Below are 25,915 nucleotides of genomic sequence, written 5' to 3'. Positions count from 1 at the left end.
ATGCAAAATTAATTAAAATGATAAAGACTTATAAATAATACCTAGTTTAATTTAAGAAAGTAACTCCATAACAATAGGAACAGAGGTAATATTTCAGGTTTTAGGCATTCTCTGTTTTAACTAATCTTTACACATCATTTCTTCTAAAATCAAAAAAAATTGAATCTTCTAAGCATTCCAATTAAAGATTAAAATATTAGATAAAACAAAAAAGCCCACTCGATTGAGTGGGCTTAAATATGAATATTTTCAATAAAAAAATATTACAATCGTTATTATCTTTGTTCAGTAATTGCAGATTGGTTAAGTTTAATAACCCTAATTTTTTGGTTTGTATTATCCGATAAAAAAAGACGGTCATTAAGTTGTGCTGTACTTACAATAGTTCCAAAATTATTTTGTCCCATAACATCCGAAGCATTTACTCTTGGATTGTAAATCTTGTCCATAAATTCTCTTCTAGGATAAATACGCAAATAATTTAAATCCTTAACATTTTCTGAGGTAATAGCCCAATCTGCACTAATAGCAAGTGCAAGAGGTTTTGCCTCTCCAAACGGGATTACTGTAGCTTGTATAGGAACTGTAAGCGAAGCCGCTCCATTGGCACGAATACCTGCAATATTGTAATATAAATACCCCTTTGCATTTCTTCCTGCTACAACTAGATTCCCATCTGCAACATCCATTGAATATACCTCATCATAACCTTTTAAAGTATTTAACTTGGCCATAGGAGCTAAATTCCAATCGCTTTTATCCGTAATTTGCGATGTCTCAAAAACTTTAATACTCGTTTCTTTTTCTTTAACGAATACTAATCCGTCTTTTACTACAACTCCAAAAACGTGCACAAAAGTTTTCCACCATTGACCGTTTCCTACTGTACTAATCCCTGCATTTGTAACTTCATCTATAACAAAAAGTCTAGACTCGACACTACCAATATAAATTCTGCCATTATCTACACATACCGAAGAAAGTTGCGTTAGCGGAATAGTGGTACTTCCTTTAGTATAATTTGCAATTGTTTTTATATGAGCCAATGTTTGAGCGTTAAAAATATCAAGTACATCACCATTACAAACATACAATTTGTCATTTGCTACAGCGATACCTTTAGGGTTAAATGTCCCTTTTCCGTCTCCAATTTGACTTACAGTAATTGATGCTTCGTCAGTAGGATAATAATAACTATGATTAGGAGAAGCCCCCTCAAAAGAATCCTTACTGCAGTTTGTAAAAATGCAAAGCAGTAGTATAAAAAAAGCTATTTTATTCATTGTAGTTTTAGGTGTTAATTCCATTTTCCGTCTCCTTTATATTTTATTAAGAATGGATTTTTGGGATCAATTTTAAAAACAGGTTTTTTGTAAGTTCCTGTTAAGTAGTTTGTTTTAGTATATCCTTTTAAAACATCTGGATCTGTAAAAGGAAGATCGTTTAGGTAAATCAAGTATTTGTAAAAATGAGTCAACATCTCTTGTTGTCCCCCACCTTCGCCACTATTGGCTAAATTACTACTATGGCTAAAACCGATATGATGTGAATATTCGTGTGACCAAACCGACATATCACCTTTCCAGTGTCCAGTTACATAACTTGACTCCCATTGAGAAGCCAAAGCTCCGCCACCCCAAGCAGATCCTCCGCCTACCATTGCCATATCAACAGTTCTGCTATCAAGATAATTCCAATATATTTTCTCTATTTCAGCTTTAGAAAGATAATCATAAGCACCACCAACATCATCAACATTTCCATGCCAATAAGTAGCTCCATTTATTGCTGTACCAGCTTGAGCAGCTTGTTCTTGCTTGTATCTGTCAAAATTAATAAAAGTGTCATAATATATTGGATGACTTAAAGCATACGAATAGTTGATAATCATTGCTATTGCTTCTTTAGCCAAAACAGGATTCATAGGTAAGTACACATAAGACGCATCACCACTAAGATGATACCAATCGTTAAATTGAACTAAATGTGAAGACTTAATCTTTTTGAATTTTGCAAATAATGGATCGCTAGATTCTACTGAAAATTCGATTGCTCCAGAAGAGAAACCATCAATTTTATCAATTGTTACCGCATTACCACTTTCTAATAAATAATCATTTTTGCCAGCAACCAAAGGAAGTTGGTGAAACGAACGATGAAAAGCTGGAACTTTACTAAAATTATAAATTAAGAATCGCTTATCATAATTAGGCAATTTTGCATAGATTCTTACATCTGTAAGTCCAACAGGAGAGTAAAGAGAAATTTGTACAGAATCTTTTCCTTTTTGTATTACTTGCATTGGTTGATTTACTCGAAACCAACGATCTTTTTTGTCATACATTTTTGAAGGACTTTCGTCGTCTTCAAACATAGTCATAGCTCGATTACCTGGTTGTAAATTTGTTGCATCAATGCTTGGCAAATAGTTGGCTTCATAAGCCGTAGATTGGTCATCCTTATCACAACTTGTAGATATAAGAAAACCAGTAAGTAGTAAGCTGGCATAGAGCCACCTCTTGATGTTTGTAATCATTGCTTGTAGGTTAATTAAAATTGTTTTTAGTCTTTGGGATATTAGATTTAAAAATCTAATGGGTGCAAATATCTTTTATTATTTTTTAAATAAAAATTTATTTTTATTATTTATAAAAAAGGGTAATCTTTAAACAATTCTTGTCAGAAAAACGATACTGTTACGAAGATTTACAAAAACCAAAACTCGCTAAATTAGCGAGTTCGTATTTTGACCTTTATTATATTATTGAATTAATTGTTTATTTCCAACCACCTCCTAAAGCGCGATACAAATCGACAACTGCCTGTAACTTTTGTAAATTATCATTTACTCCGCTCAATTGTGCGGCCAAAAGATTTTGTTCAGAAGTCAGTACATCCGTATAATTGGTAGCCGAACTGTATTCTAAAAGTTGTTGTGTAAAGTCAACTGATTTTATCAATGCTTCAATTTGTTTCTCTCTCGAATCTTCTTTTTCAACCGCCATCTCATAAGCATACAAAGAAATGTTTAAAGTTATCGTCGATAGATGGATAAAATAAAAGACGACTATCCAAAATAGGCAGATATGCCGCTAATCGCTAATCCTTTCTATATCAATCAGATTAATCAAATCCTTAGCTGACTTTGTAAAACGCCCAATTATGTTCTATTCGAAAAGAAGAGAAGCTTAAATTTAACGAAAGAGAAACCTTATTTCATATTGTCTTTTAGGAGAAAACACTTAACTTTATTTGATTCTTAAAATAACAATCAAATGAAAGGAATCACATCTAAATTCGATAAAATTTTAAATGCCTCTACAGAAAAAGGGAAAGTAAATCATGAACCCGATTCTAGCAAAGAGCAGCAACGTAATACTCCAGAAAAGTCCATGCCGTTTTCAGATCAAATTGGAAACTATCAACGTAACATAGGAATACCAACGAAATCCTATAAAGACAGTAAAGTCTATATTATAGGTAGCGGAATAGCTGGTATGGCAACTGCCTATTACTTTATTCGTGACGGACAAGTTCCCGCAAAAAACATTATATTTCTAGAACAATTACCTATTGATGGAGGCTCACTAGATGGTGCCGGAAATCCTAAAGATGGTTACATCATTAGAGGTGGTCGGGAAATGGACATGACTTATGAAAACCTTTGGGATATATTCCAAGACATTCCAGCTCTAGAAATGCCTGCTCCATATACTGTTCTGGATGAATACCGTTTAATAAACGACAATGACTCAAATTATTCCAAAGCTAGACTTATACATAACAAAGGTGAAATAAAAGATTTTAGCAAATTCGGTCTAAACAAAAAAGACCAGTTAGCCATTATCAAACTTTTGCTAAAGAAAAAAGAAGAACTAGACGATATAACCATTGAAGGCTATTTTAGTGAATCTTTCTTAAGTAGTAACTTCTGGACATTCTGGCGTACTATGTTTGCCTTTGAGAACTGGCATAGCTTACTTGAATTGAAACTTTATATGCATCGTTTCCTCCATGCTATTGATGGATTGAACGACTTATCATCTTTAGTATTTCCAAAATACAACCAATACGACACCTTTGTAACACCTTTGCGCAAATTTCTACAAGAAAAAGGAGTTAGTATTCAATTTAATACACTCATAAACGACCTCGATATCCATATCAATACCGATGGAAAAGTAGTAAAAGGAATTATTACAGAAAAAGACGACAAAGAAATCATTATCCCAGTTGAAAAAGATGATTATGTAATTGTAACTACAGGATCTATGACAGAAGACACCTTTTATGGTGATAACAAAAAAGCTCCTATCATAACGATAGACAACAATACTAGTGGAAAAAGTGGAGGATGGAAACTATGGAAGAATCTTGCTGCAAAATCTAACGTTTTTGGTAATCCGGAAAAATTCTGTAGTAATATCGAAAAATCATCTTGGGAATCAGTTACTTTAACTTGTAAGCCTTCTGCATTAGTAGAAAAACTAAAGGAGTATTCTGTAAATGATCCATATTCAGGAAAAACAGTTACCGGAGGAATTATTACTATTACAGATTCTAATTGGTTAATGAGTTTTACATGTAACAGACAACCTCATTTCCCTGAGCAACCAGATGATATTTTAGTACTTTGGGTTTATGCATTGTTTATGGACAAGGAAGGAAATTACATTAAAAAGAAAATGCCACAATGTACAGGAGATGAAATTCTTGCCGAATTATGTTACCATACAGGTATTATCGATGAGCTAGATAATGTAATTAAAAACACCATCGTACGTACAGCTTTTATGCCCTATATTACTTCGATGTTTATGCCTAGAGCCAAAGGAGACCGTCCAAGAGTAGTACCTGAAGGATGTAAAAATCTTGGGTTAATAGGACAGTTTGTAGAAACCAACAATGATGTAGTTTTTACAATGGAAAGTTCTGTAAGAACAGCAAGAATAGCCGTTTACGAATTATTGAATTTAAACAAACAAGTACCCGATATCAATCCTTTACAATACGATATTCGTCATTTGCTAAAAGCGACAAAAACACTAAATGACAATAAACCATTTTTAGGAGAAAGCATATTGCGTAAAGTACTAAAAGGAACTTACTTTGAACACATCTTACCTGTTACTGAAGAAGAAGAGGAAGAACATGAGTCTTTTATAACAGAACAAGTAAGCAAATTTAAAGATTGGTTAAAAGGCGTAAAAGGCTAATAGTCATTTAAAACTCATATAAAAACAGAAATCCTCAAAATCAAAAATTTTGAGGATTTTTTTGTGACCACGGTAGGGTTCGAACCTTAAACCCACCCAATTTTAATCAAGAAGGTCTTTCGGGTGAACTACGTATTTTTATAAAATAAATCTCTGTTATGCTTTTGGAGGAGTTCCTTCTGCATTTGCTACAACTACATCAATTTGGATTAACGCATCATTAAGTAAAGCTGATACACCTACAGTTCTTCGTGCAGGAATACCACTTGGGAAGAATGTTCTATAAACTTCATCTACAGCATCAATATCTTCAATGTTTTTAAGGAATAGATTTACTTTAACCACATCGTCCATAACATGGTCAATACTTTCTAAAATTACCTTAATATTTTTTAAGCACTGTCCTGCTTGCTCTTTTACACCGCCAGATATTATTTCACCCGATTTTGGATCCAAAGGTAATTGAGCTGAAATGTGATTGTAATGAGAAAACGCTACCGTTTGTGTAGACAAAGGACTCTTTGGTGCATTTTCGGTATCGTTTGCCTTAATAACGATTCCATGTCTATCTTCAATAGCTTGCGGAGGCGTACCATCACCGTGTGACACTACTGCTTCAATTTGTACCAAAGCATCCATAGGTAAAGCTGAAACTGCGACTATTGTACGCGCAGGAACATAAGCTACAGCTCTGGCAATAGCAGAATCTGGGAAAAATGTTGTGTAAACTTCATTTACAGCTTCAATATCCGAAAGGTTTTTAAGGAAGATATTAATTTTGACAATATCATCAAAAGGAACATCGATGCTTTCTAAAATTACTTTAATATTTTTTAAGCATTGTCCCGCTTGCTCTTTTGCACCGCCTACTACCACTCTACCCGTTTTTGGATCAATCGGTAATTGAGCCGAAAGATTATTGTAATGAGAAAATGACACCGTTTGTGTAGATAAAGTACATATTGGTGCATTTGCAGTATTATTTACAAGCTTAATAAGATTGCCTGCTTGTGGCGCATTTGGAATTGTCCCCTCACCGTTTGAAACAAGTGCTTCTATTTGTACCAATGCATCTATAGGTAAAGCCGCAACAGCAATTACAGTTCGTGTAGGAACATAAGTTGGGAAGAATGCTTTATAAACGTCATCTACAACAGCAATGTCTTTGATATTGGTAACAAATACAGAGATTTTAACCACATCACTCATAACATGGTCGATGCTCTCTAGAATTGCCTTGATATTTTTAAAACACTGTTCAGCTTGTTTTTTTACACCACCAGCTACCAATTTGCCCGATTTTGGATCAATTGGTAATTGAGCCGAAAGATTATTGTAATGAGAAAAAGCAACTGTTTGTGAATATGAACCAATACTTTTTGGAGCATTTTCAGTATTCTTTGCTAACAATGAATTTTCTTTATTTGAAATCATTTTGTCTATATGTTTATCTAATTAATAATTTAGCTTTAAAATTTTAGCTAAATCAAAATTATTCTGATTCCAATTTAAAATCATTCACGGCAAGACATAAAAATATAACCATAGGACTTTCTTGCAAACACAGAATTCTGAGGCTTTCAATAATGGATAAATATCTATAGCTTCTTTTTTTTAGAAAGTAAAAAAAAGTGAATCAATGAAAAACTAATTAATCGGGATTAGAAATTGGGATACTCTATCTGGCTGAACTATACGCTCGTTTATTTCCAATAAAAAAACCACTCGATTGAGTGTTTTTTTGTGTGAAGACAGAAGGATTCGAACCTTTATAATTTGAAATATTTTCTATGTACTTTATAGAAAGAATTCGTAATCTTTGATATTTTAAACTTAATATGATATGTTTTAATTTAATCTCAATCTCTTTTCCTCCTTTAATTTATATAGAATATTTGTACAAAATCTCATTTAAAAATTATCATCAAAGCATGAGAACCTATAGATTTGTAACAATACTATTGATATTAAGCAAGAACTCTTGCGTTTGTTTAATATCAAAATAATTTTGTTTCATCCATTCAATTTGATATTTAACTGGAAGATAAATCCCCCATTTAGAAATGACTAATGATTCTGGATTTATTTCTAATTCTTCGGTTATAAGTTTATCAACAACCTGTACGTTAGCGTTTAAAAAATTTAATTTAGATAAAAAATCATCTTTAGAAAGATAAATATCAAATGAACTATTACTATCTTCTAGTGAGTTTTTTATATCTAAAACATTAAAAATAAATTCTAATGTTCTGTTTGTCTTTGTTCCTGTAAAAGTATAGAATACGAGTTTTTTATCTGAAACTAGCAATGGTCTTTCTGATTCCATATTTTTAATAGCAAAAGGTGAAAAATCACTTCTCATTTCATCTAATATGTCTGCAGATTCATCATTGAGTTCAGCATAAATCTCATCTTGATAAAGTATATCAAACATTTTTTGTCTAATAGCAGCATGCACAATTCCACCACCTCCAGAGAACTTGGGCTTTTTGCCATCGTTTGTTGGTATAACTTCAATTTTTTTTGACTTGAGATCAACAAACATAATCTTCCATATTTTAGCCGCCAGTAAAATATTTTCATTTTCTATAATTTGCGGACTCAACGGAATTTCACCTATTTTGATCCCAGCGTTTACCACTTTAAAATTATCTTCGAGAGTGAACGCGCTGTAGAAATCCCTGTGATTTACTATTTTCTCACCTTCAATTCCTATTATTACTTCGTCTCTCAATTTTTCCATCAAATCGATATCAATCAAATGATTTAAGATTTTTTCTATATCAGAGACTTCTATGTCATTAAATGCAAAGTTTTGCTTTAAAAGTGTAACCAAGTCAATATATCGAATGCCCGAATGTCCTTTTGTAATCGATAATGCCTGATGTAGTAACAGATCATACGCAAATCCCATTGATTCTTTGGGTTCTATAAAACCGTCTTTATATAAATGCCAGCAAGCCAGTGATTGTAGTAAACTCCAGCTATCTGTTGCGTATAATAATAGAAAACTTTTGGCACCATCTCTACGTCCGCTTCTCCCAATACGCTGTATTAAAGATGCAATACTATATGTTGCATCGATTTGCACAACCTCATCAACAGAGCCTATATCAATACCAAGTTCTAATGTAGAAGTACAAGAAATACAAAAATTTTGTCTGTTATTACTTTTAGCAAAAGATTCTACATATTCTCTAACCTCCTTGTCAACTGAAGAATGATGTGAAAAATAATTTATATGTCCATTTACCTTTTCAGAAATTTTCTTCAGTTTTACTGCTACTTCTTCTGCAAGTCCTCTACTATTAGGAAAAATAAGGACTTTACTATCTTTAGTTTCCTTATATAAATCTTTTAAAAGACCTAAAGGTAATTCTCCAGTTTCTCTTTCAAAATACTTAAACTTGGCTTCGATTTCTTTTGATGCACTGTCTCTCAGCACTACAGTTTCTAAACTATTACCCGCAAATTTCTTTGCTTCCTCATAATCTCCTAAAGTTGCCGACAGACCAATTATTCTAAAATTATTTTCATTTACATGCTGTAATCTGGATAAAAGAGATTTTAATTGTATCCCTCTTCCTGATCCAATAAAAGAATGAATCTCATCAATAATAACAAATTTGAGATTCGAAAAAATATGCTTTACATTATGAGGTTTGTTGACAAACATGGCTTCCAGAGATTCCGGTGTCATTAAAACAATTCCTGTTGGATCTTTTACTAATTTTTCTTTTGAAGTTTTATTCGCTTCTCCGTGCCATTTTACAACATTGACTTCTAAGTTTTTACACAATTCCTCAACGCGGAAAAATTGATCGTTTATTAAGGCGATAAGTGGAGAAATATATAAAACCTGAACTCCTTGTTCATTAAAATTTACTTGAGATAAAACAGGTAAAAAGGCTGCTTCAGTCTTTCCTGAAGCAGTTCTTGATACTAGAATATAATGTTTATCTGTAGTTAAAATTCTCGTAATTGCTGCATTTTGAATAGGACGCAATTGTTCCCATCGTTTATCGCGAATGTATTTTCGGATGGGTTCTGATAATAGCTCAAAAGACATTATAATTCTTCAATACTATCAATTAAAACAGTATCTGGTCTTTCGTCCGAAATTTCGATGTCGCCAAATAATTTGTTTTTGTCTAAATCTGGATTTTGTCTGATTATATTTAGAATATTTAAGAAATCCCTAATAACTTCACGTGGAGTTAAAAACTCTGAAGCGCCTGGTTTATTAAACATTTCTTCCATAAAATTCTGTATATCATCGTCGGAAATATTTGTTGTTACTTTATAATTGTAATCAAAAATTGCTTTTAGCTTTTTGAGTAATACAAAAACTTCATTATGATCCAGTGGAAGTAATTTAATTACTGGTTGTGCAAAATCTCTAATTTCAGCAGTTTCAAATTTATTACTTTCTAATCTTGATTTTAAAGCATGATAACTGAATAAACCTCGTCGTTCATTTTCAAGAACTTCTTTTGTTCCTGCAAAATTGAAAAATAAATTACTCACTTTTCCCTGAAAACAATCATTATAAATACTCAAAATCTTCTCATAATTTTTTTCTCTCATTACTGATGTTGAAATTTTATAAAGATTTATTGCTTCATCAAGATTAATCATAAAACCGCTATACCCCATGCTTACAAATAGTTTACAGAAGTTTTTAAGCATGTCATAATAGTTCAGATCATTTATTATTTCTCTTACTCCTAAATCTTGTTTTGCTTCCGTTTTTGTATGATATTCACCTTTAAGCCATTTTAAAGCATTTCGTCTTAATTGTTCATCATCTTTAATATAACCCTCGTAATATTTCATCACAACAGTTCCAAAATCAAAACCTCCAACTTCTGTAATTTCATTGATGGTTTTCATTATGTTGTTTTGAATGAGATTTAAATATTTCTCATCTCTTATATTCTCTATTCCTATATTATTATCCTGAGCCGTTTTTAAAACTACCTGTTCTATCCATTTTTCCATTAAAGTAGGTAATGCTCCGCCTTCAGGTTTAGTCTGGATTGCAATATTATCCATTATAGCTGAATATAGCGCAACACCTTTCCCGTCATTGGAGTAAAGCCTGTTGTCAGGCGTAAAATCGGCATTTGTAACTACAAACTTTTGTTTTAGTGCTACAGTGTTTAGTAAATGGAGCATAAATGATTTTCCAGATCCAAAATCACCAATCCAAAACTTCACCATACTATGTCCATTTTTCACGTCTTCTAGCGCATTTACAAATGCGCTTATTTCTTCAGAACGTCCAACGGTAATATGCTGAACACCAATTTTAGGCACTACGCCTCCGATTAATGAGTTAATAATTGCTGTGGCTTCTTTTGGTTTAATGTTCTCTATCATTTTGCTAATATTCGGTTAAAATAAGTTTCGTTTATAATGTAAAATTCTTCATCTTCTTCAATTAAAACATCATCTAATGTTTCATAACAAATTTCATTAATACTTTCTATCAGTTGATTCTTAAACATTCCTTTTGATCTTGCTACTATTTCAAAATCAGCCTGAAGAATAGAAAGATTTGCTTTTGAAAAAATATCTAAAATCTCTTGTTGAATTTTTGTAAAATTAATTGAATCTTCAAAAGAACTTGTTTGAATCTGTTCTGACGGAGGAATTATTTGCAGGAAAATCTCATTATCCATATGTAGTTTTTCAACTTCCTGTATATCCTCTTCATCACGTAAATATTCATTAAGTAGTTCAACAGTCCCAGAATGTTTATCATGTACTTCCTGAATAGCTTGTCTGTCTAATTGTATTTTTTTTCTCTTTGCTGCATATACAGCTGGAATCGATTTTAATGCTTTTTCTAAGTCTTTATCCTGTACAAAATGATTAATAATAACCTGAAAATCATTCAACTGTTCAGTAGTTTTAAACAGGTTTTTTTGAGTTGTTATATTTAATTGCTTATTATCAAATTTTACCGAATTGAGATCATAGTAAATATAATAAACGTATAAATTAAGTGCAGTTTCTTTATCATGACTTGCTATAAACTTTGAAGCTTCATAAAAAATATTCTCAACAGATGGATTATTTTTGTTCTGAGTTCCCAAATTGATAATCTTCTGAGTAAATGCTTTTGAATCGTTGTTATACTTACTCACCAATTCATCAAATTTTATTTTCCAACGAGTTGTATTTTGTGCATTAAGTTCAACATCTGTTTTTTCATCTGGCTCATTTATGGTAGGAAGGTAAACTTGCATTATCTTTTTTAATCGTAAAACTATTCGATTATTATATTCTTCAGTAATCGAATCAGAAGTATATTGTAAATCAACATTCAGTTTTCTTTTATGCCCAAAATTCTCTCGAACAACGTTTTCACAGTATTTAAAAATATTAGAATGAAGTTCATTAACAATTGTCTCTATAGAGTATTTATAATTACTACTTCCTTTTCGATAATTATAATGTTTACAAGCTATACTATCGGCAACTTTATCAAGTTCATCGTTTAAGGAAGATGATTCTTTTTCATACTTTTCTTCTAACTTTTTAACTACATATAAATAAAATTTGACAACCTCAAGTCCGCAAAATTCAATACTGAAAAAGTTGTTTTCCGGATTCCATAGCTTGTTTAGCAATTCTACATCCTGATCACTTAAATCCAGTTTGGCTCTAAATTGAGCGCCTAATTTTAAATAATCATATCCTGAATAATCATCATAGTAATTTTCTTCTTTCCTTATTCTTTCCACATCTTTATGAAGATTGTGTTCTAGCAATTTTTTAACCAAATACGAAATACAATATGATTTAGTTTTAGGATGGTAAATCCTTAACTCTTTTAATTGTTTTTCGAGACGAATAGTATTTTTGTGATTTTCATATTCATTTAAAAGATCAAAAAGCAAAATAAACGCATAGTTATTATTGCCTTCAAGATTTGTATAAATATTGTTTAGAAAATTAAATTTATAAGTTTTATAAAAAACACGCTGCTGACTCGTTGCAGAGTTAATTTCAGAATAGGAATATACATATTGATGTCCCCAATACGGAACATTAGAGTTTCTCGATAAATTATTAGAAAGGCTATAGTATTCGCCAGTGACATCGATAATTGAATTATCCATATATTCTGAATTTTAAATATTATCAAATATTAGTATTTTAACTTTCACTTTATTACGGAAACCCATAATTTATGATCGTATAAAAATACCATTCCAAAATTATAATGAACTAAATATACTTGTTTTTATCAACTTAATATCAATTTTAATTTTGTTAAAATATTATGAATATTTTAAAACAATAATTTTTATATATTAAACTTGTAAAATATATAATAATCTAAAAAACTAGTAAATCATAAAACAAGTAAGAATTGAGAAAGTATCAAAAACAAAAAAACCACTCGATTGAGTGGTTTTTCGTGAAGGCAGAAGGATTCGAACCTTCGACCGCCTGCTTAGAAGGCAGGTGCTCTATCCAGCTGAGCTATGCCTCCATTTTATTTCTAACTTAACCTAGACTTAACTTATTCAAAATAAGCATACTTTTATCTAGCTAAGCTATACGTCCTTGTATTTTAACCGAAAACCCGCTAATTTAGCGGGTTTTAGTGTGAAGGCAGAAGGATTCGAACCTTCGACCGCCTGCTTAGAAGGCAGGTGCTCTATCCAGCTGAGCTATGCCTCCATTTATTTTAAAACTAATGGAAAGTTTTAGTCGGGGTGGCAGGATTCGAACCTGCGGCCTCCTGCTCCCAAAGCAGGCGCGATAACCGAGCTACGCTACACCCCGAAGGCAAAATTTTAATCGCGGAGAGACAGGGACTCGAACCCTGGCACCGATCACTCGATGACAGTTTAGCAAACTGCTCCATTACCACTCTGGCACCTCTCCAACGCTCAAGAAACGTGTTCTGTTTTGCGGTTGCAAATCTAAGACATCATTCCGTATCTCACAAGTATTTCGGAGACTTTTTTCAATATTTTTTCATCTTTTTTCAAAAGCACTTCACTATCAAACAAATAGAATTATATAAATTTTACTAATAATTTAAAAACACAATCAAAACACACAAAATTTGAATTTGTTTAAATAAAGATTAAATTTGCTTCATTAACTAAATCACACAGAAAATGAACAAAAGAGTTGTTATTGTTTCTGCCGTTAGAACCCCTATCGGAAGTTTCATGGGAGGATTATCTACAGTCTCAGCCCCAAAATTAGGTGCTGTCGCTATTAAAGGAGCTTTAGAGAGAATACAATTAGACCCAAATTTAGTTGATGAAGTATTCATGGGTAACGTAGTACAGGCAGGAGTTGGTCAGGCTCCAGCACGTCAGGCAGCTATATTTGCTGGATTATCTAATGAAGTAGCTTGTACAACTGTAAACAAAGTTTGCGCATCAGGAATGAAAGCAGTAATGTTAGGTGCTCAGGCAATTGCTTGTGGCGATGCCGAAATCGTAGTTGCTGGTGGGATGGAAAACATGAGTTTGATTCCACATTACGTACAAATGCGTAACGGAACTAAATTTGGTCCAACTACAATGGTTGACGGAATGCAAAAAGATGGTTTGACAGATGCTTACGATAACAACGCAATGGGAGTTTGCGCTGATTTATGTGCGTCTGAATATAACATCAGCCGTGAGGAACAAGATAATTTTGCTATTCAATCATACGAAAGAAGTGCAAAAGCTTGGGACGCAGGAAAATTTGATTCAGAAATTGTTCCAGTTGCCGTACCACAACGAAAAGGAGATCCGATAATCGTATCAAAAGACGAAGAATACACTAATGTTAAGTTAGACAAAATCCCTTCATTAAATGCTGTTTTTACCAAAGACGGAACTGTAACTGCTGCAAACGCTTCAACAATAAATGATGGTGCAGCTGCTGTAGTATTAATGTCAGAAGAAAAAGCAATTGCATTAGGTTTAAAACCGCTTGCTTACATAAAAGGCTATGCCGATGCTGCACAAGAACCAAAATGGTTTACAACAAGTCCGGCAAAAGCATTACCTAAAGCATTAGATAAAGCTGGGATTTCAATAAGCGATGTAGATTATTTCGAATTCAACGAAGCCTTTGCAGTTGTTGGATTAGCAAATTCAAAAATATTAGATCTAGATAACGATAAAGTAAACGTAAATGGTGGTGCCGTTTCATTAGGACATCCACTAGGTTGTTCAGGAGTTAGAATTATCGTAACTTTAATCAATGTTTTAGAACAAAACAATGCCAAAATTGGTGCTGCAGCTATTTGTAATGGTGGTGGTGGAGCTTCGGCAATTGTTATCGAAAGAGCATAAATAAATATCAATCAGGAGTTATTGCATAATAATAACTCCTGATTCTTAACTCATAAAACACCTTAAATGTTCGGAATTTGTAATCTAGCCATAGTGCCTGTTCGATTTGAACCAAGTGATAGAAGCGAAATCGTTACCCAAGTTTTATTTGGAGAACACTTTGAGATTCTGGAACAGCAAAATCAATGGTCTAAAATTAAAATCCAATTCGACGATTACGAAGGTTGGGTCGATTCCAAACAATACCAAATAATATCCGAGGCAAATTATAACTTACTATCTTCGGATGCACAAATACTAAATGCCGATTTAATCGACTATATCACATCACCAAATAATTTATTATTACCAATTCCGCTTGGTGCATCACTAACCTTTCTGAATAATAGCGAGATAAACACTTCAAATTTTGAATTTGAAGGCACAAAAACCAGCGGCATAAAACCTAAGAAAAGTTTAATAAACACCGCTTTTATGTACCAGAATGCACCATATCTTTGGGGAGGAAAAACTCCTTTTGGGATAGATTGCTCTGGTTTTACACAAATGGTTTACAAGTTAAACGGATATAAAATTAAACGCGATGCATCGCAACAAGCCTTAGAAGGAGCTCCTTTAAGTTTTATTGAAGAAAGCGAAGCAGGCGATTTAGCCTTTTTTGACAATGAAGAAGGAAACATCACGCACGTAGGTATAATCATGGACAACAACTACATCATTCACGCCAGTGGAAAAGTACGAATTGACCGTTTAGACCATTTAGGAATTTACAATCCCGAAACAAACAGACACACTCATAAACTGCGTGTTATCAAAAAGATTATCTAATATTTCTTCCTTTACAAATTACAGAAACTTCATAGCTAGTTTATACATAGCCTAAGTAACTTACGTACAAAAATCAGACTAAACTTAAAACAATTAGAATGTCAAACGCATCCCAAATAATTGCAGAAATTGATAATTTTTTAGATAAGTATTCACTGAAGAAAAACACATTAACATCTCAGGATTTAATTAATTATATTGAAGAGAAATGGCATCAGGCTGACGATGAAAAATACAACATCCAGCAGGGAAGTATTTTTATTGGCAGGATGATAAATGAATATATAAGATTACAAGACTATAATAATATGCAAAGATGGCTGGATATGATGAACCTTCATTCCCTATCACAAAAACACCCAGATTATATAAACAATTATTATAATGGCGAATGTTGTTTAGAATGCGGAAACGAAGAAAAAGCATTAGAATACCTTCATTTATCCTATAAAGAAAACCCTGAATATCTATTTACCAGAGCACCATTTTGTTTTGAGTTTTTCAATAAACATCTTGAAAACCCTAAAGAACTTCCGGAAAAAGAACAAGATGATGAAATCTATTACAACACTATCAACCTAAAAGATTGGCAGTTATTTTTTAGTGAAAACGAAGAAAGACTAGATTACGTTATATTAGACGAGGATTCAGATGAAATTGAAGAACATTCTACAGAGCACAATAACGGAATCGAATATTTACAAAACAATCAGACCAGAATTCTAGAAAGCATTCTTTCTGAGCTTTTAAGTAAATACCCCGAATTACAAGAAATCTATGATTATCCAGAGGATGAAAAACAAGATTTCATGCCAGATATATCTCAAATAAAAGATTTCGCAGATCTATTATCTCCATCTACTTTTTATATAACATCAGTATTTAAAGATGATATCCCATACATTGGTTATATGTTTTCTTGTTCTTGGGATCAGGAACACGGATTGGGCGTAATGACACATAAAAACAAAATAATAGAAATAGGCGGTGCAGACACAGCATTCTCAACTTGGTCAGCAGAAGAAGATTTAAAGAAAAACTAAGAAATCTTTTTAATCCTTATAATTCCTATCTACCACTTTGCGAAAGGGACGCAGATTAAACAGATTCGCTAAGGCGAAAACACGGATTAAAACTGATTTTCACCCATACCGAAACTTCAGAATTATCATTGTTTAAAAAAATCCGTTTTAATCAGCGTCTTTACTTTTTGTAAATCCGTGTCATCTGCGTTCCTTTATAGACAATTTAATTAAGACGTATCACTTTTCTAAATTCCGAAGGACTATTCCCTCTTTGTTTTTTAAAGAATTTATTAAAGTGGCTTTCATCCGTAAAACCAAATTCATACGCAATTTCGTTAATGCGTTTATCACTAAACTGCAAGCGATGTTCTATGAGTTTCGTTTTATAATTACTAATATATTGCTGCATGGTTTCATTGGCATGTTTCTTAAAATAACGTCCTAAATACGTATTCGAAATCCCAAAATACTCACTTAGCGATTCCGCTTTTATTCTTTCAGGATAGTAAATATTATTCTGAATATATTGCAAAATATCCATTGCTTTAGCCTCACATCCAATATTTACCTGCTCCGGCAAATACTTCGCAATATTTCTGGCAACAATAATAATTAAAGTGTTCACCAATTGCTGAATCAACTCCTTGTTATAAACATCTTTATCCTGATGTTCACGACAAATAGCTTCAATCATCACTTTTACCAAACATTTATCAGCATCATTTTTCAAAATACAACCAGGCTGATGATTGGCATTTTGTAAAATATATTCCAAACGCTGAATATTCTCATTCTGCAAACTAGAATTTTTCAAATAAATATCATTGAATCTCAAAAAGAAAAACTTTGTTTTAGTCTCAATCGTAAAATTATGGCAATCCTCAGGAGTTAGTAAAAACATATGTCCAGCATCATATTCAAAAATATTTTTGTTGATACATTGCGAACCCGTTCCTTCCAAAATATAAACCAATTCAAAGAAATTATGACGGTCTCCAACATCAGGATATTCATCCAGCGTTTCAAAAGAAACCGTAAAAGGTTCGTATAAATTTTCTTTCTTCATAATACCGCTTAATTAATTCAGTTTGCAAATATACCTAAAAAACACAAATATATACAAGTTAACAGTCTTAAAAACAGTATAATTTTGCCAAACAAATTTTAAGCATCAAAATACAACATCATGGAATATAGAAAATTAGGCAATACAGAACTCGAATTATCAGCAATTACATACGGCGCATTTGCCATTGGCGGTACAATGTGGGGCGGAAACGAAAAGAAAGATTCAATAGCATCAATACACGCCTCAATCGATAATGGAGTAACAACATTAGACACCGCTCCATTCTACGGATTTGGATTAAGCGAAGAAATGATTGGCGAAGCCCTAAAAACACAAGACAGAACAAAAGTACAACTACTAACTAAATTTGGACTAGTTTGGGACGGAAGCAACAACGGAAAAGGAGAATTCTTTTTTGATGCCGAAGACAACGGAAAACAAATTCCCGTATATAAATACGCTTCCAAAAATAACATTATAAAAGAAGTCGAAGAAAGCTTAAAACGCCTTCAGACCGATTATATCGATTTATTACAAATACACTGGCCAGACGCAACAACACCCATTAGCGAAACCATGGAAGCCATGGAACTATTAATCCAACAAGGAAAAATAAGAGCAGCCGGAGTTAGTAATTATAGTACAGCTCAAATTCAAGAAGCACAAAAAACAATACAATTAGCATCAAATCAAGTATCATACAGCATGCTTAATCGCAGTATCGAAACCGATTTGATTCCGCTAACAGTTGCTGAAAACATTGGTATTATTGCTTACAGCCCAATGGAAAGAGGATTGCTTACTGGAAAATATTTTACCGATAGTAAACTAAAAGACAACGACCATCGTAATGGATATTTTAACCAATTCGACCTCGTAAAAGTAAAAACACTAGTCGAAGAACTAAGCTCATTAGCCAATGCCAAAAATGCAACATTAGCACAATTAGTTTTGCGTTGGACAACATTACAAAAAGGAATTACAATAGTTTTAGCAGGTGCGCGAAATGCCGAACAAGCAATTTCTAACGCAAAAGCAATGGATTTCGATTTATCAGCATCAGAACTTGATTTTATTAATCAGGCAATTTCAAAAACAAAATAAAAAAAATTTGGGTGTGACCCCGCACTCTCGAAACCTCGAAAGCGGGGTCGGGTCATCCGCTAAATCTTTTATTTTTTTAAAGAAAAAAAATAAAAGGATACCGCTACTCCCCCTCACACAAAACCAATAATGCAATTAGAAGATTAAAAGATGAAAAAAATATTTATTATTAACGGCGGACAAAATTTTGCTCATTCAGGAGGAAGATTCAATCAAACCGTTACCGATTGGACAATCGAATACCTAAAAAGTAAAAACTACGAAATAAAAACAACCGATATAAAACAAGAATTCGATCTGGATCAAGAAGTTGAAAAATTCGTTTGGGCAGATGTCGTCATTTATCACACACCCGTTTGGTGGTTTCAGGTACCAAATGGTTTCAAAAAATACATCGACGACGTATTTACAGCAGGACACAATAAAGGAATTTACAAAAGTGACGGTAGAACCAGAACAAATCCAGACATTAATTACGGAACTGGCGGACTTTTGCATGGGCGTAAATATATGCTAACCACAAGTTGGAATGCTCCCGCAGCAGCATTTACACTTCCTGGAGAATTCTTCGAACAAACATCTGTAGATGATGGAGTAATGTTTGGTTTTCATAAAATGAATAAATTTGTAGGAATGGAAAAATTAGACGGATTCCATTTTCATGATGTCGAAAAAGGCGCTACTGCAGAAAATATTGGTATCTTTAAGCAGGAATATACTACACATTTAGAACAACTTTTTAAAACTATATAAATATGATTTCAATTACAGCCATTATTAAAAGTAAAAAAGAAAGTATACAACAAGTAAAAACCTTGGTTGAAAATCTGGTAAATCAAACCCGAAAAGAAGACGCTTGTGTGCGTTACGATTTACACAACGCCGAGAATGTTTTTATCATTTGGGAAGAATGGAAAGACCAATCAGATCTTGACATACACGACAATCAACCTTTCTTACTAGAGTTCATTACAAAAAGCGAAAATTTACTTTCAGCACCAATTCAAGTTTACAAAACAGTGCAAATACTATAATCAAGAAGATGAGAGCACTTTTTATAAATACTTACGAATCTGAATTTGTAAGTACAGATATTGAAAAACCAACTCCTAAAAAAGGAGAAGTTTTGGTTAAAATACACGCAAGCGGCGTAAACCCAATCGATAACAAAATCAGAATTGGAGTTTCTCCCTATGCATCGCCAGTATTACCAGCTATTTTAGGTACAGACCTTGCTGGAGTAATCGAAGCAATTGGTGAAGGTGTAACCCAGTTCAAAATTGGCGATGAAGTTTACGGACTAGCAGGAGGTGTTTTAGGACTTCAAGGAACTCTAGCAGAATACACCGTTGTCGATGCTGATTTGTTAGCCATAAAACCAAAAAACCTAAGCATGAAAGAAGCTGCCGGAATTCCGCTAGTGGTACTTACAGCTTGGGAAGGTTTAATCGACAGAGCAAAAGTAAAAAAAGGAGACAAAGTCCTTGTACATGCAGGAGCTGGCGGAGTTGGACACATTGTGGTACAACTTGCCAAAACTCTAGGTGCAGACGTTTATGCAACAGTTTCTAAACAAAAAGAAGACATTGTAAAATCGTACGGAGCAACTCCTATTGATTATAAAACCACTCAAGTCGAAGATTATGTAAATCAATACACAGACGGAAAAGGTTTTGATATTATATATGATACCGTTGGAGGTCAATCTCTTGACGATTCATTTAAAGCCATTCGTCATTATGGTCAAATTAGCAGCTGTTATGCTTTTGGAACACATACTCTTGCAACAAGTTCGCTACGTTCAGCAAGTCTTCATGGTGTTTTTGTATTACATCCAGCAATCAGTGGTGAAGGAAGAAAACACCACAGCGATATCCTGACACAAGCCACAAAATTATTTGAAGAAGGAAAATTAAAACCTCTTATTGATCCTCGAAAATTCACTTTGGACAATGCCATCGAAGCCCATAAAGCAGTGAGCGATGGTTCTTCTACTGGACGAATTGTTGTAGATATCGTTTAAATTTATAGGTCATCAATTTCTATGACTTGCCGTTGGTTTTAACCAACGGTTTAATAACAATAATAAAAAAGGCTTTAGCCGAATCTATAGTGATTCTGCTAAAGCCTTTTTTAGATTATTTAATCCCGCCAAAAGCACCAAAACACATATTCTTGTGTAAGATTTCGACACTCCTAAAACCTACCTTTTTCATTAAATCTAACTGATAATTCATCGATCTGGGAGAATCTTCTTTGGCAACATAATCTAATACATTTTTGCGATATTCCTTTCCTCCTAACCCCTCAAGATAATCTCCATATCGCTCCCAGGTATATTCATTTAGTAACTCTGTATCCTGAGTAATTAAATCCGAAATCATAAAACATCCACCAGGTTTTAATAGTTTAAATATCTTAGTAAATGTAGTTTCCCAATCCTGATCATCACGTAAATGATGCAAAACTGCTCCAGCCAAAATAATATCATAATGATTCTCCTGTAATTCGACTTCGCGAATATCACCTTGCTTCACCTCTACCCTTCCGTCAGTTTCATCAGACACTCTTTCATAAGCTTTATCTAACATTGGTTTACTCAAATCAACCAAAGTGCAATTTAAATCCGGAACTTTTGAAAGCATCATCAACGTATAATTTCCTGCACCACAACCAATATCCAAGATATTTTTTGCATTAGGAACAATTCTCTTAGAAGCTTCTGTTATAAGTTCCAACGAAATTTTAGCATCAATTGTAGATAATTGACCCGTATCTAAATTTGAAAATCGCTCGACATCATTATCAAAACGTTCCCTAATTTCTGTAGTAGTTGATTTTTCCATAGTTTTTGTTTCAGGTTTTCACGCAGATTTGGCAGATTAAGCAGATAATCGTAGATATTAAAATCTTTTTAATCTGGAGTGGCTAAAAAAATAATCCGCTCAATCTACCAAATCTGCGTGAAACATTTTTTTTCAAAAGTCTTCTTTTGATATATACTTCAAAAATACTTGTTTCATAATTCATCAATACACACCAAATTTATAAAACTACGCCATCTAAAATATTTTTTGGCTCAAGCCAAAGAAATAAATCCTATTATAATTCCCCAGAACATCACTTTACTTGGCATAAAAATCAAGAAATTATAAAATCAAAATACGAAACACAAGCAAATTTATTTACCCAAATAAAATTACTGAAGCTATAAAACATTATGCATATCGCTAACTTTTAAATACCTTAGCAGAAAATAATATTACCCATAAAAAACAAACAAAATGGCTGAGCAATCTTCAATTCAGTGTCCAAATTGCGGAACAACAATCGATGTAAACGATATCCTAAAACATCAATTGGAAGATAGCATCCGTAAAGAATTTCAGCAAAAAGCTACAGCACAGTCAAAAGAACTGGAGCTTAAAAACGAGCAATTCGAAAAAGCTAAAGCAGAATTTGAAGCCAAGAAAAAGCAAGAAAACGAACTTTTTACAGAACGCTTAGACCGAGAAAAAAAGATTGCTGAAAAAGAAATCACCGAAAAATTAAAAACAAAGCTAAACGAAGAAAACAAAGACCGTTTGCTTTCGATGGAAAAAGAACTTTCGGAAAAATCAGAAAAATTACGCGAACTAAATAAAATGGAAGGCGAGATTGCTAAACTTCAGCGTGAAAAACTGGAAATAAAAGAAGCAATCGAAGCTGAATCTCAAAAACAACTCAACGCAACTTTAGTTTTGGAACGCGATAAAATTCGCAAGCAAGAAGAAGAAAAAAACGAGTTAAAAATAAAAGAATACCAAAAACAATCCGACGACCAAAAGAAGCTTATCGAAGAAATGAAACGCAAGCAAGAACAAGGTTCTATGCAATTGCAAGGAGAAGTAATGGAATTAGCAATTGAAGAATGGCTAGCTTCTAATTTTCCTTTAGACAGTATCGACGAAGTTAAAAAAGGAGCCAATGGAGCCGATTGTTTGCAAATAGTAAATACACGCGAATTACAAAATTGTGGTTCTATATATTACGAAAGTAAGCGTACAAAAGCCTTTCAACCCGCTTGGATTGAAAAATTCAAGAATGATATTCGAGATAAAAAAGCCAATATTGGAGTTCTTGTTACCGAAGTAATGCCAACCGGAATGGACCGAATGGGAATGCGCGACGGAATCTGGATTTGTACTTATGATGAATTTAAAGGTTTAAGCGCTGTTTTACGTCAATCCCTAATACAAGTGAGCCAAGCAGTACAAGCACAGGAAAACAAAGGCGATAAAATGGCCATGTTATACGATTTCTTAACCAGCAACGAATTCCGTTTACAAATAGAAGGAATCGTAGAAGGATTTACACAAATGCAAAGCGATTTAGATTCAGAAAAAAGAGCCATGCAACGTATCTGGAAACAACGTGAGAAACAAATAGAAAAAGTAGTCAATAATACCCTAGGAATGTACGGTTCTATACGTGGTATCGCCGGAAACGCAGTCCAAACCGTAAGAGCATTAGAATTGGACTTTGTAGATGATCAAGCGGAAGAATTAGAGTAAACTCTAAGGTACAAAGGTTCTAAGATGCAAAGGTTCTAAGAAATTGAGATAAAAGAGCTTCAGAGTCGTAAAGAAACAAAGGCTCTGAGGAATTACTTCAAGTCGACCTGACGTAGAAAGGACCGCACTAGTAACTCAATATCGTTTGGTTAACTGTTTGCGAAACTCTTTATTCACGTGACAAGACTATGAAAAATCCCATTGAGTATTTACTCTATTTTATATATAAATGAATTCATAACATAGTTAAAAAAGACAAGCCACATAATTATGTAGCTTGTCTTTTTTAATCTCAGTACCTTAGAACCTTTGCATCTTTGAAGCTCTGAACCTTAGAAACTTTGAACCTTCCTTAGTCAATTTTTCTGAAAACTAAAAGCAATCCAGACGGATTAGACAATGATAATCTATTATTGGCTACAGTATAAGTTGTAGTACTTTGAAGCGCTTGCAAAAATTCATCTTCTTTATTATTTCCACTACATGCCATTAACGTTGAAGCCACATTTGTGAAACGCAATAAATCTTTCTCATAAAAGATACTTCCGTTAACCTGATTACATCCTGCAAAGCCTAAAAATCTATTCTCAGCACTATAAATTTCAATTCTAGGTAGTTCTCTTTGAAAATCAACTACAGCAACTTTTTTTCCATTTAATTGCTCCAAAACCCAGATATCATGTAAGCGATAATCAGTAATATATCTTCCGCAACCTTCGATATTTTTTACGCTACCATCGCTATTATTTGTGATTTCGATTTTAACATTATAAGGCGATTTATCTCCCGACATTGTATCAGTACAATCCATTTGCTGAATCGTAATACTCATACTACCTGTTTTAGTATTAAAACGATACAACTTAACATTTGCATCCATCGCTCTAATAGGCTCTATATAAGGAGAACTAACTTCCTCTAATCCTTCAATCAACGAGGTAAAAGTAATTTTTTCTTTACCTATTTTTAAGCCCCAAAAAGGTTCGTTTCCAGTAGCCTTAAAAAACGTAGAACCATCATATTCGTCTGCATTATTTGTATTCATAGATGCGGGGTTTTCTTCCTTTGGTTGTGTTAAAGGTTTAGGCTTTACTGTCGTTTTACAACTGAATGACAAAATTGCGACCGAGACTAATAGTAAAAGTTTTTTCATGTGTGTAATTTTAAATTAACATCCTAAATTTAAAGATGTTAACTTCTTTAATAAATAAAATAGATTTTTAGCTAATTTACAATAAAAAAATAAGTGCAACAATCAGCTGTGATAAAGCGCTAACTCATTTGTACTACTGCTAGTACGATTCCTATTGACTTTTAGATTATTTATATATCTTAAATTATGTATCTTTGGTTGTATATATCTCCTTATAAATGACAACACCTTTTCAGAAAGCAAGCGAATGGATTGATGCCGAAAATGCTCAGGATCCAAATCATGAAACCGATAATAACACGACATATCCTAAAGAGTTGCTTTACTCTAACAGGATGTATGCAAAATTAATGGAGTTTCATCCAGAAGCTTCAGAAGAAGTACAAATTGCTTCTAAAGCGCAACATATTTGCAGATGGAAAGTTGCCCGAGAATCTTATCCAATGGATCGTGTGGGATATTTAAAATGGAGAGAAGATTTAAAAAAGTTTCACGCTAAAACAACTGCTGTAATTTTAGAAAAAGCAGGTTATAATTCAGAATTTATAGCTCGCGTTTCTTTTTTAATCGAAAAAAAATTACTTAAAAAAGATGCTGAAACCCAATTGTTAGAAGATGTAATTTGTCTCGTATTTTTAGAATATTATCTTGATCCGTTTGTGCATAAACACGATGAAGAAAAGCTAAAAAACATCATAAAAAAAACTTGGGATAAAATGTCTGATAAAGGACATCAGGAAGCCTTAAAAATAAACTACAGCAAAGAAAATCTCGAATTAATTAAAGCTTCTTTAGGCTTATAATTTATCATTTTCCTACCATACAATTTTACTTTTAAATTAATATCATCTCAAAAAATTAAGAATTACGTATATTAGCATAATAATCTAGCAGAATATACGTAAATCCTAATTTGTAAATTAAGTAAAATGGCAGATATCATTCGCGTTGTTCTGGCAGATGACCATGTATTTGTAAGGGATGGCATTAAATCATTATTAAAAAACGAATCTAATATTGAGGTTGTTGGGGAAGCAGCAGATGGCTTAGAAGCCCTGGAAATTGTTATAGACAAACAACCCGATTTACTTATAGTAGATATTAGAATGCCACACTTAAATGGCATCGAAGTAGTAGAAAAACTTAGAGATCAGAATCAATCTGTTAAAATAATCATATTAACAATGCATGAATCTGAAGAATATGTTTTAAAATCTATTAAGGCAGGTGCAGATGGTTATTTATTAAAAGGCTCCAGCAAAGAAGAATTTTTAAAAGCGTTACATACTGTCGCTATGGGCGGTAAATACTTTAGCGGTGATGTATCGGCAATATTAATCAAACAGTTACTTCATAACAATTTCAATGTTGATTTAAGACAATCTTCGGGTGAAGAAACAATGATTACCAGAAGAGAGAGAGAAATTCTTAAACTATTATTAACTGGAAAAGGAAACAAAGAAATTGCAGAAACTCTTAATATTAGCAAAAGAACTGCCGAAGTTCATCGATTCAATTTAATGAAAAAACTCAAAGTAAAAAATCTAATGGAGCTATCTAATAAGGCTTCAGAATATTCTTTGATCTAGATTAAAACATCTCAATTCCTACAACTTCAGGAAACAAGTATTTATACTTACTATT

At 32.9% G+C, this 25,915-nt stretch carries 21 protein-coding genes and 4 tRNA genes; 11 read left to right on the top strand and 14 right to left on the bottom strand.

Annotated elements, in window-relative coordinates; all coding sequences use genetic code 11:
- Positions 1 to 275: 275 nt before the first annotated feature.
- The 3 genes from ACJ6WR_RS18800 to ACJ6WR_RS18790 all read right to left on the bottom strand — a co-directional run bounded on the left by ACJ6WR_RS18800 (position 276) and on the right by ACJ6WR_RS18790 (position 3,005).
- Entirely contained in the window at positions 276 to 1,307 is a 1,032-nt protein-coding gene (locus ACJ6WR_RS18800; protein WP_039112806.1) for a hypothetical protein, read from the bottom strand.
- Positions 1,298 to 2,536, bottom strand: coding sequence for a hypothetical protein (locus tag ACJ6WR_RS18795; RefSeq protein ID WP_039112807.1), 1,239 nt, complete (start codon positions 2,534 to 2,536; stop codon positions 1,298 to 1,300). Before ACJ6WR_RS18795 ends, ACJ6WR_RS18800 begins: the two co-directional genes overlap by 10 nt.
- A gap of 241 nt (positions 2,537 to 2,777) precedes the next feature.
- A complete protein-coding gene (locus ACJ6WR_RS18790) occupies positions 2,778 to 3,005 on the bottom strand; it encodes a hypothetical protein (RefSeq protein WP_409416121.1) in 228 nt (75 codons plus the stop codon).
- A 270-nt stretch (positions 3,006 to 3,275) separates the two neighbouring features.
- On the opposite strand from ACJ6WR_RS18790, the gene ACJ6WR_RS18785 reads away from it, so the two are divergent.
- On the top strand, positions 3,276 to 5,216 hold the full coding sequence (locus ACJ6WR_RS18785; protein WP_409416120.1) for an oleate hydratase: 1,941 nt from the start codon (positions 3,276 to 3,278) through the stop codon (positions 5,214 to 5,216).
- 156 nt (positions 5,217 to 5,372) lie between these two features.
- Here the strand turns inward: ACJ6WR_RS18785 and ACJ6WR_RS18780 are convergent, their stop codons facing one another.
- The 8 genes from ACJ6WR_RS18780 to ACJ6WR_RS18745 form a co-directional block, all read right to left on the bottom strand.
- Positions 5,373 to 6,650 (bottom strand): RidA family protein, encoded by a 1,278-nt coding sequence (locus ACJ6WR_RS18780; RefSeq protein ID WP_409416119.1) that lies wholly within the window; start codon positions 6,648 to 6,650, stop codon positions 5,373 to 5,375.
- 505 nt (positions 6,651 to 7,155) lie between these two features.
- Complete coding sequence (locus ACJ6WR_RS18775; protein ID WP_409416118.1) at positions 7,156 to 9,285, bottom strand: DEAD/DEAH box helicase; 2,130 nt, start codon at positions 9,283 to 9,285, stop codon at positions 7,156 to 7,158.
- Positions 9,285 to 10,598, bottom strand: coding sequence for an ATP-binding protein (locus ACJ6WR_RS18770; protein WP_409416117.1), 1,314 nt, complete (start codon positions 10,596 to 10,598; stop codon positions 9,285 to 9,287). Before ACJ6WR_RS18770 ends, ACJ6WR_RS18775 begins: the two co-directional genes overlap by 1 nt.
- Positions 10,595 to 12,346 (bottom strand): tellurite resistance TerB C-terminal domain-containing protein, encoded by a 1,752-nt coding sequence (locus ACJ6WR_RS18765; RefSeq protein WP_409416116.1) that lies wholly within the window; start codon positions 12,344 to 12,346, stop codon positions 10,595 to 10,597. Before ACJ6WR_RS18765 ends, ACJ6WR_RS18770 begins: the two co-directional genes overlap by 4 nt.
- Before the next feature lie 303 nt (positions 12,347 to 12,649).
- Positions 12,650 to 12,723, bottom strand: a tRNA-Arg gene (locus ACJ6WR_RS18760).
- Positions 12,724 to 12,840: 117 nt separating this feature from the next.
- Positions 12,841 to 12,914: transfer RNA gene (locus ACJ6WR_RS18755), tRNA-Arg, on the bottom strand.
- 30 nt (positions 12,915 to 12,944) lie between these two features.
- Positions 12,945 to 13,019 (bottom strand) — tRNA-Pro (locus ACJ6WR_RS18750).
- 18 nt (positions 13,020 to 13,037) lie between these two features.
- Positions 13,038 to 13,121 (bottom strand) — tRNA-Ser (locus ACJ6WR_RS18745).
- Positions 13,122 to 13,360: 239 nt separating this feature from the next.
- Here ACJ6WR_RS18745 and ACJ6WR_RS18740 point away from each other — a divergent pair.
- From ACJ6WR_RS18740 to ACJ6WR_RS18730, 3 genes are all read left to right on the top strand, one after another.
- A complete protein-coding gene (locus ACJ6WR_RS18740) occupies positions 13,361 to 14,539 on the top strand; it encodes an acetyl-CoA C-acyltransferase (RefSeq protein ID WP_086895074.1) in 1,179 nt (392 codons plus the stop codon).
- A 66-nt stretch (positions 14,540 to 14,605) separates the two neighbouring features.
- Entirely contained in the window at positions 14,606 to 15,367 is a 762-nt protein-coding gene (locus ACJ6WR_RS18735; RefSeq protein WP_039112820.1) for a C40 family peptidase, read from the top strand.
- A gap of 98 nt (positions 15,368 to 15,465) precedes the next feature.
- On the top strand, positions 15,466 to 16,410 hold the full coding sequence (locus tag ACJ6WR_RS18730; protein ID WP_409416115.1) for a DUF6985 domain-containing protein: 945 nt from the start codon (positions 15,466 to 15,468) through the stop codon (positions 16,408 to 16,410).
- A gap of 205 nt (positions 16,411 to 16,615) precedes the next feature.
- On the opposite strand, the gene ACJ6WR_RS18725 is transcribed toward ACJ6WR_RS18730, so the two are convergent.
- Positions 16,616 to 17,458 carry an AraC family transcriptional regulator gene (locus ACJ6WR_RS18725; RefSeq protein WP_039112821.1) on the bottom strand — a complete coding sequence of 281 codons (843 nt, stop codon included), beginning with the start codon at positions 17,456 to 17,458 and terminating at the stop codon, positions 16,616 to 16,618.
- A 120-nt stretch (positions 17,459 to 17,578) separates the two neighbouring features.
- Here ACJ6WR_RS18725 and ACJ6WR_RS18720 point away from each other — a divergent pair, with 120 nt between their 5' ends.
- From ACJ6WR_RS18720 to ACJ6WR_RS18705, 4 genes are all read left to right on the top strand, one after another.
- Positions 17,579 to 18,565, top strand: coding sequence for an aldo/keto reductase (locus ACJ6WR_RS18720; protein WP_409416114.1), 987 nt, complete (start codon positions 17,579 to 17,581; stop codon positions 18,563 to 18,565).
- Positions 18,566 to 18,715: 150 nt separating this feature from the next.
- Entirely contained in the window at positions 18,716 to 19,318 is a 603-nt protein-coding gene (locus tag ACJ6WR_RS18715; RefSeq protein WP_039117384.1) for an NAD(P)H-dependent oxidoreductase, read from the top strand.
- 2 nt (positions 19,319 to 19,320) lie between these two features.
- Complete coding sequence (locus ACJ6WR_RS18710; RefSeq protein ID WP_039117385.1) at positions 19,321 to 19,599, top strand: putative quinol monooxygenase; 279 nt, start codon at positions 19,321 to 19,323, stop codon at positions 19,597 to 19,599.
- Positions 19,596 to 20,588 (top strand): zinc-dependent alcohol dehydrogenase family protein, encoded by a 993-nt coding sequence (locus ACJ6WR_RS18705; RefSeq protein ID WP_409417938.1) that lies wholly within the window; start codon positions 19,596 to 19,598, stop codon positions 20,586 to 20,588. The genes ACJ6WR_RS18710 and ACJ6WR_RS18705 overlap by 4 nt, the downstream gene beginning before the upstream one ends.
- A 115-nt stretch (positions 20,589 to 20,703) precedes the next feature.
- Here ACJ6WR_RS18705 and ACJ6WR_RS18700 read toward each other — a convergent pair whose 3' ends face one another.
- A complete protein-coding gene (locus tag ACJ6WR_RS18700; RefSeq protein WP_323490776.1) occupies positions 20,704 to 21,411 on the bottom strand; it encodes a class I SAM-dependent methyltransferase in 708 nt (235 codons plus the stop codon).
- A 438-nt stretch (positions 21,412 to 21,849) separates the two neighbouring features.
- Between ACJ6WR_RS18700 and ACJ6WR_RS18695 the strand changes: the two genes are divergently transcribed.
- Complete coding sequence (locus tag ACJ6WR_RS18695) at positions 21,850 to 23,118, top strand: DUF2130 domain-containing protein (RefSeq protein WP_409416113.1); 1,269 nt, start codon at positions 21,850 to 21,852, stop codon at positions 23,116 to 23,118.
- Positions 23,119 to 23,470: 352 nt separating this feature from the next.
- On the opposite strand, the gene ACJ6WR_RS18690 is transcribed toward ACJ6WR_RS18695, so the two are convergent.
- Complete coding sequence (locus ACJ6WR_RS18690; RefSeq protein ID WP_409416112.1) at positions 23,471 to 24,271, bottom strand: META domain-containing protein; 801 nt, start codon at positions 24,269 to 24,271, stop codon at positions 23,471 to 23,473.
- 218 nt (positions 24,272 to 24,489) lie between these two features.
- Here ACJ6WR_RS18690 and ACJ6WR_RS18685 point away from each other — a divergent pair, with 218 nt between their 5' ends.
- Positions 24,490 to 25,074 (top strand): DUF4202 domain-containing protein, encoded by a 585-nt coding sequence (locus ACJ6WR_RS18685; protein WP_323490778.1) that lies wholly within the window; start codon positions 24,490 to 24,492, stop codon positions 25,072 to 25,074.
- Positions 25,075 to 25,200: 126 nt separating this feature from the next.
- Positions 25,201 to 25,860, top strand: a complete 660-nt coding sequence (locus ACJ6WR_RS18680) for a response regulator (protein ID WP_039112831.1) — start codon at positions 25,201 to 25,203, stop codon at positions 25,858 to 25,860.
- The last annotated feature ends 55 nt before the right edge of the window (positions 25,861 to 25,915 follow it).

The sequence above is a fragment of the Flavobacterium sp. PS2 genome (assembly GCF_046250155.1).
Classification (GTDB): Bacteria; Bacteroidota; Bacteroidia; order Flavobacteriales; family Flavobacteriaceae; genus Flavobacterium.
Note: the sequence above shows the minus strand (reverse complement) of the source record. Positions and strands in the feature narration are given on the sequence as shown.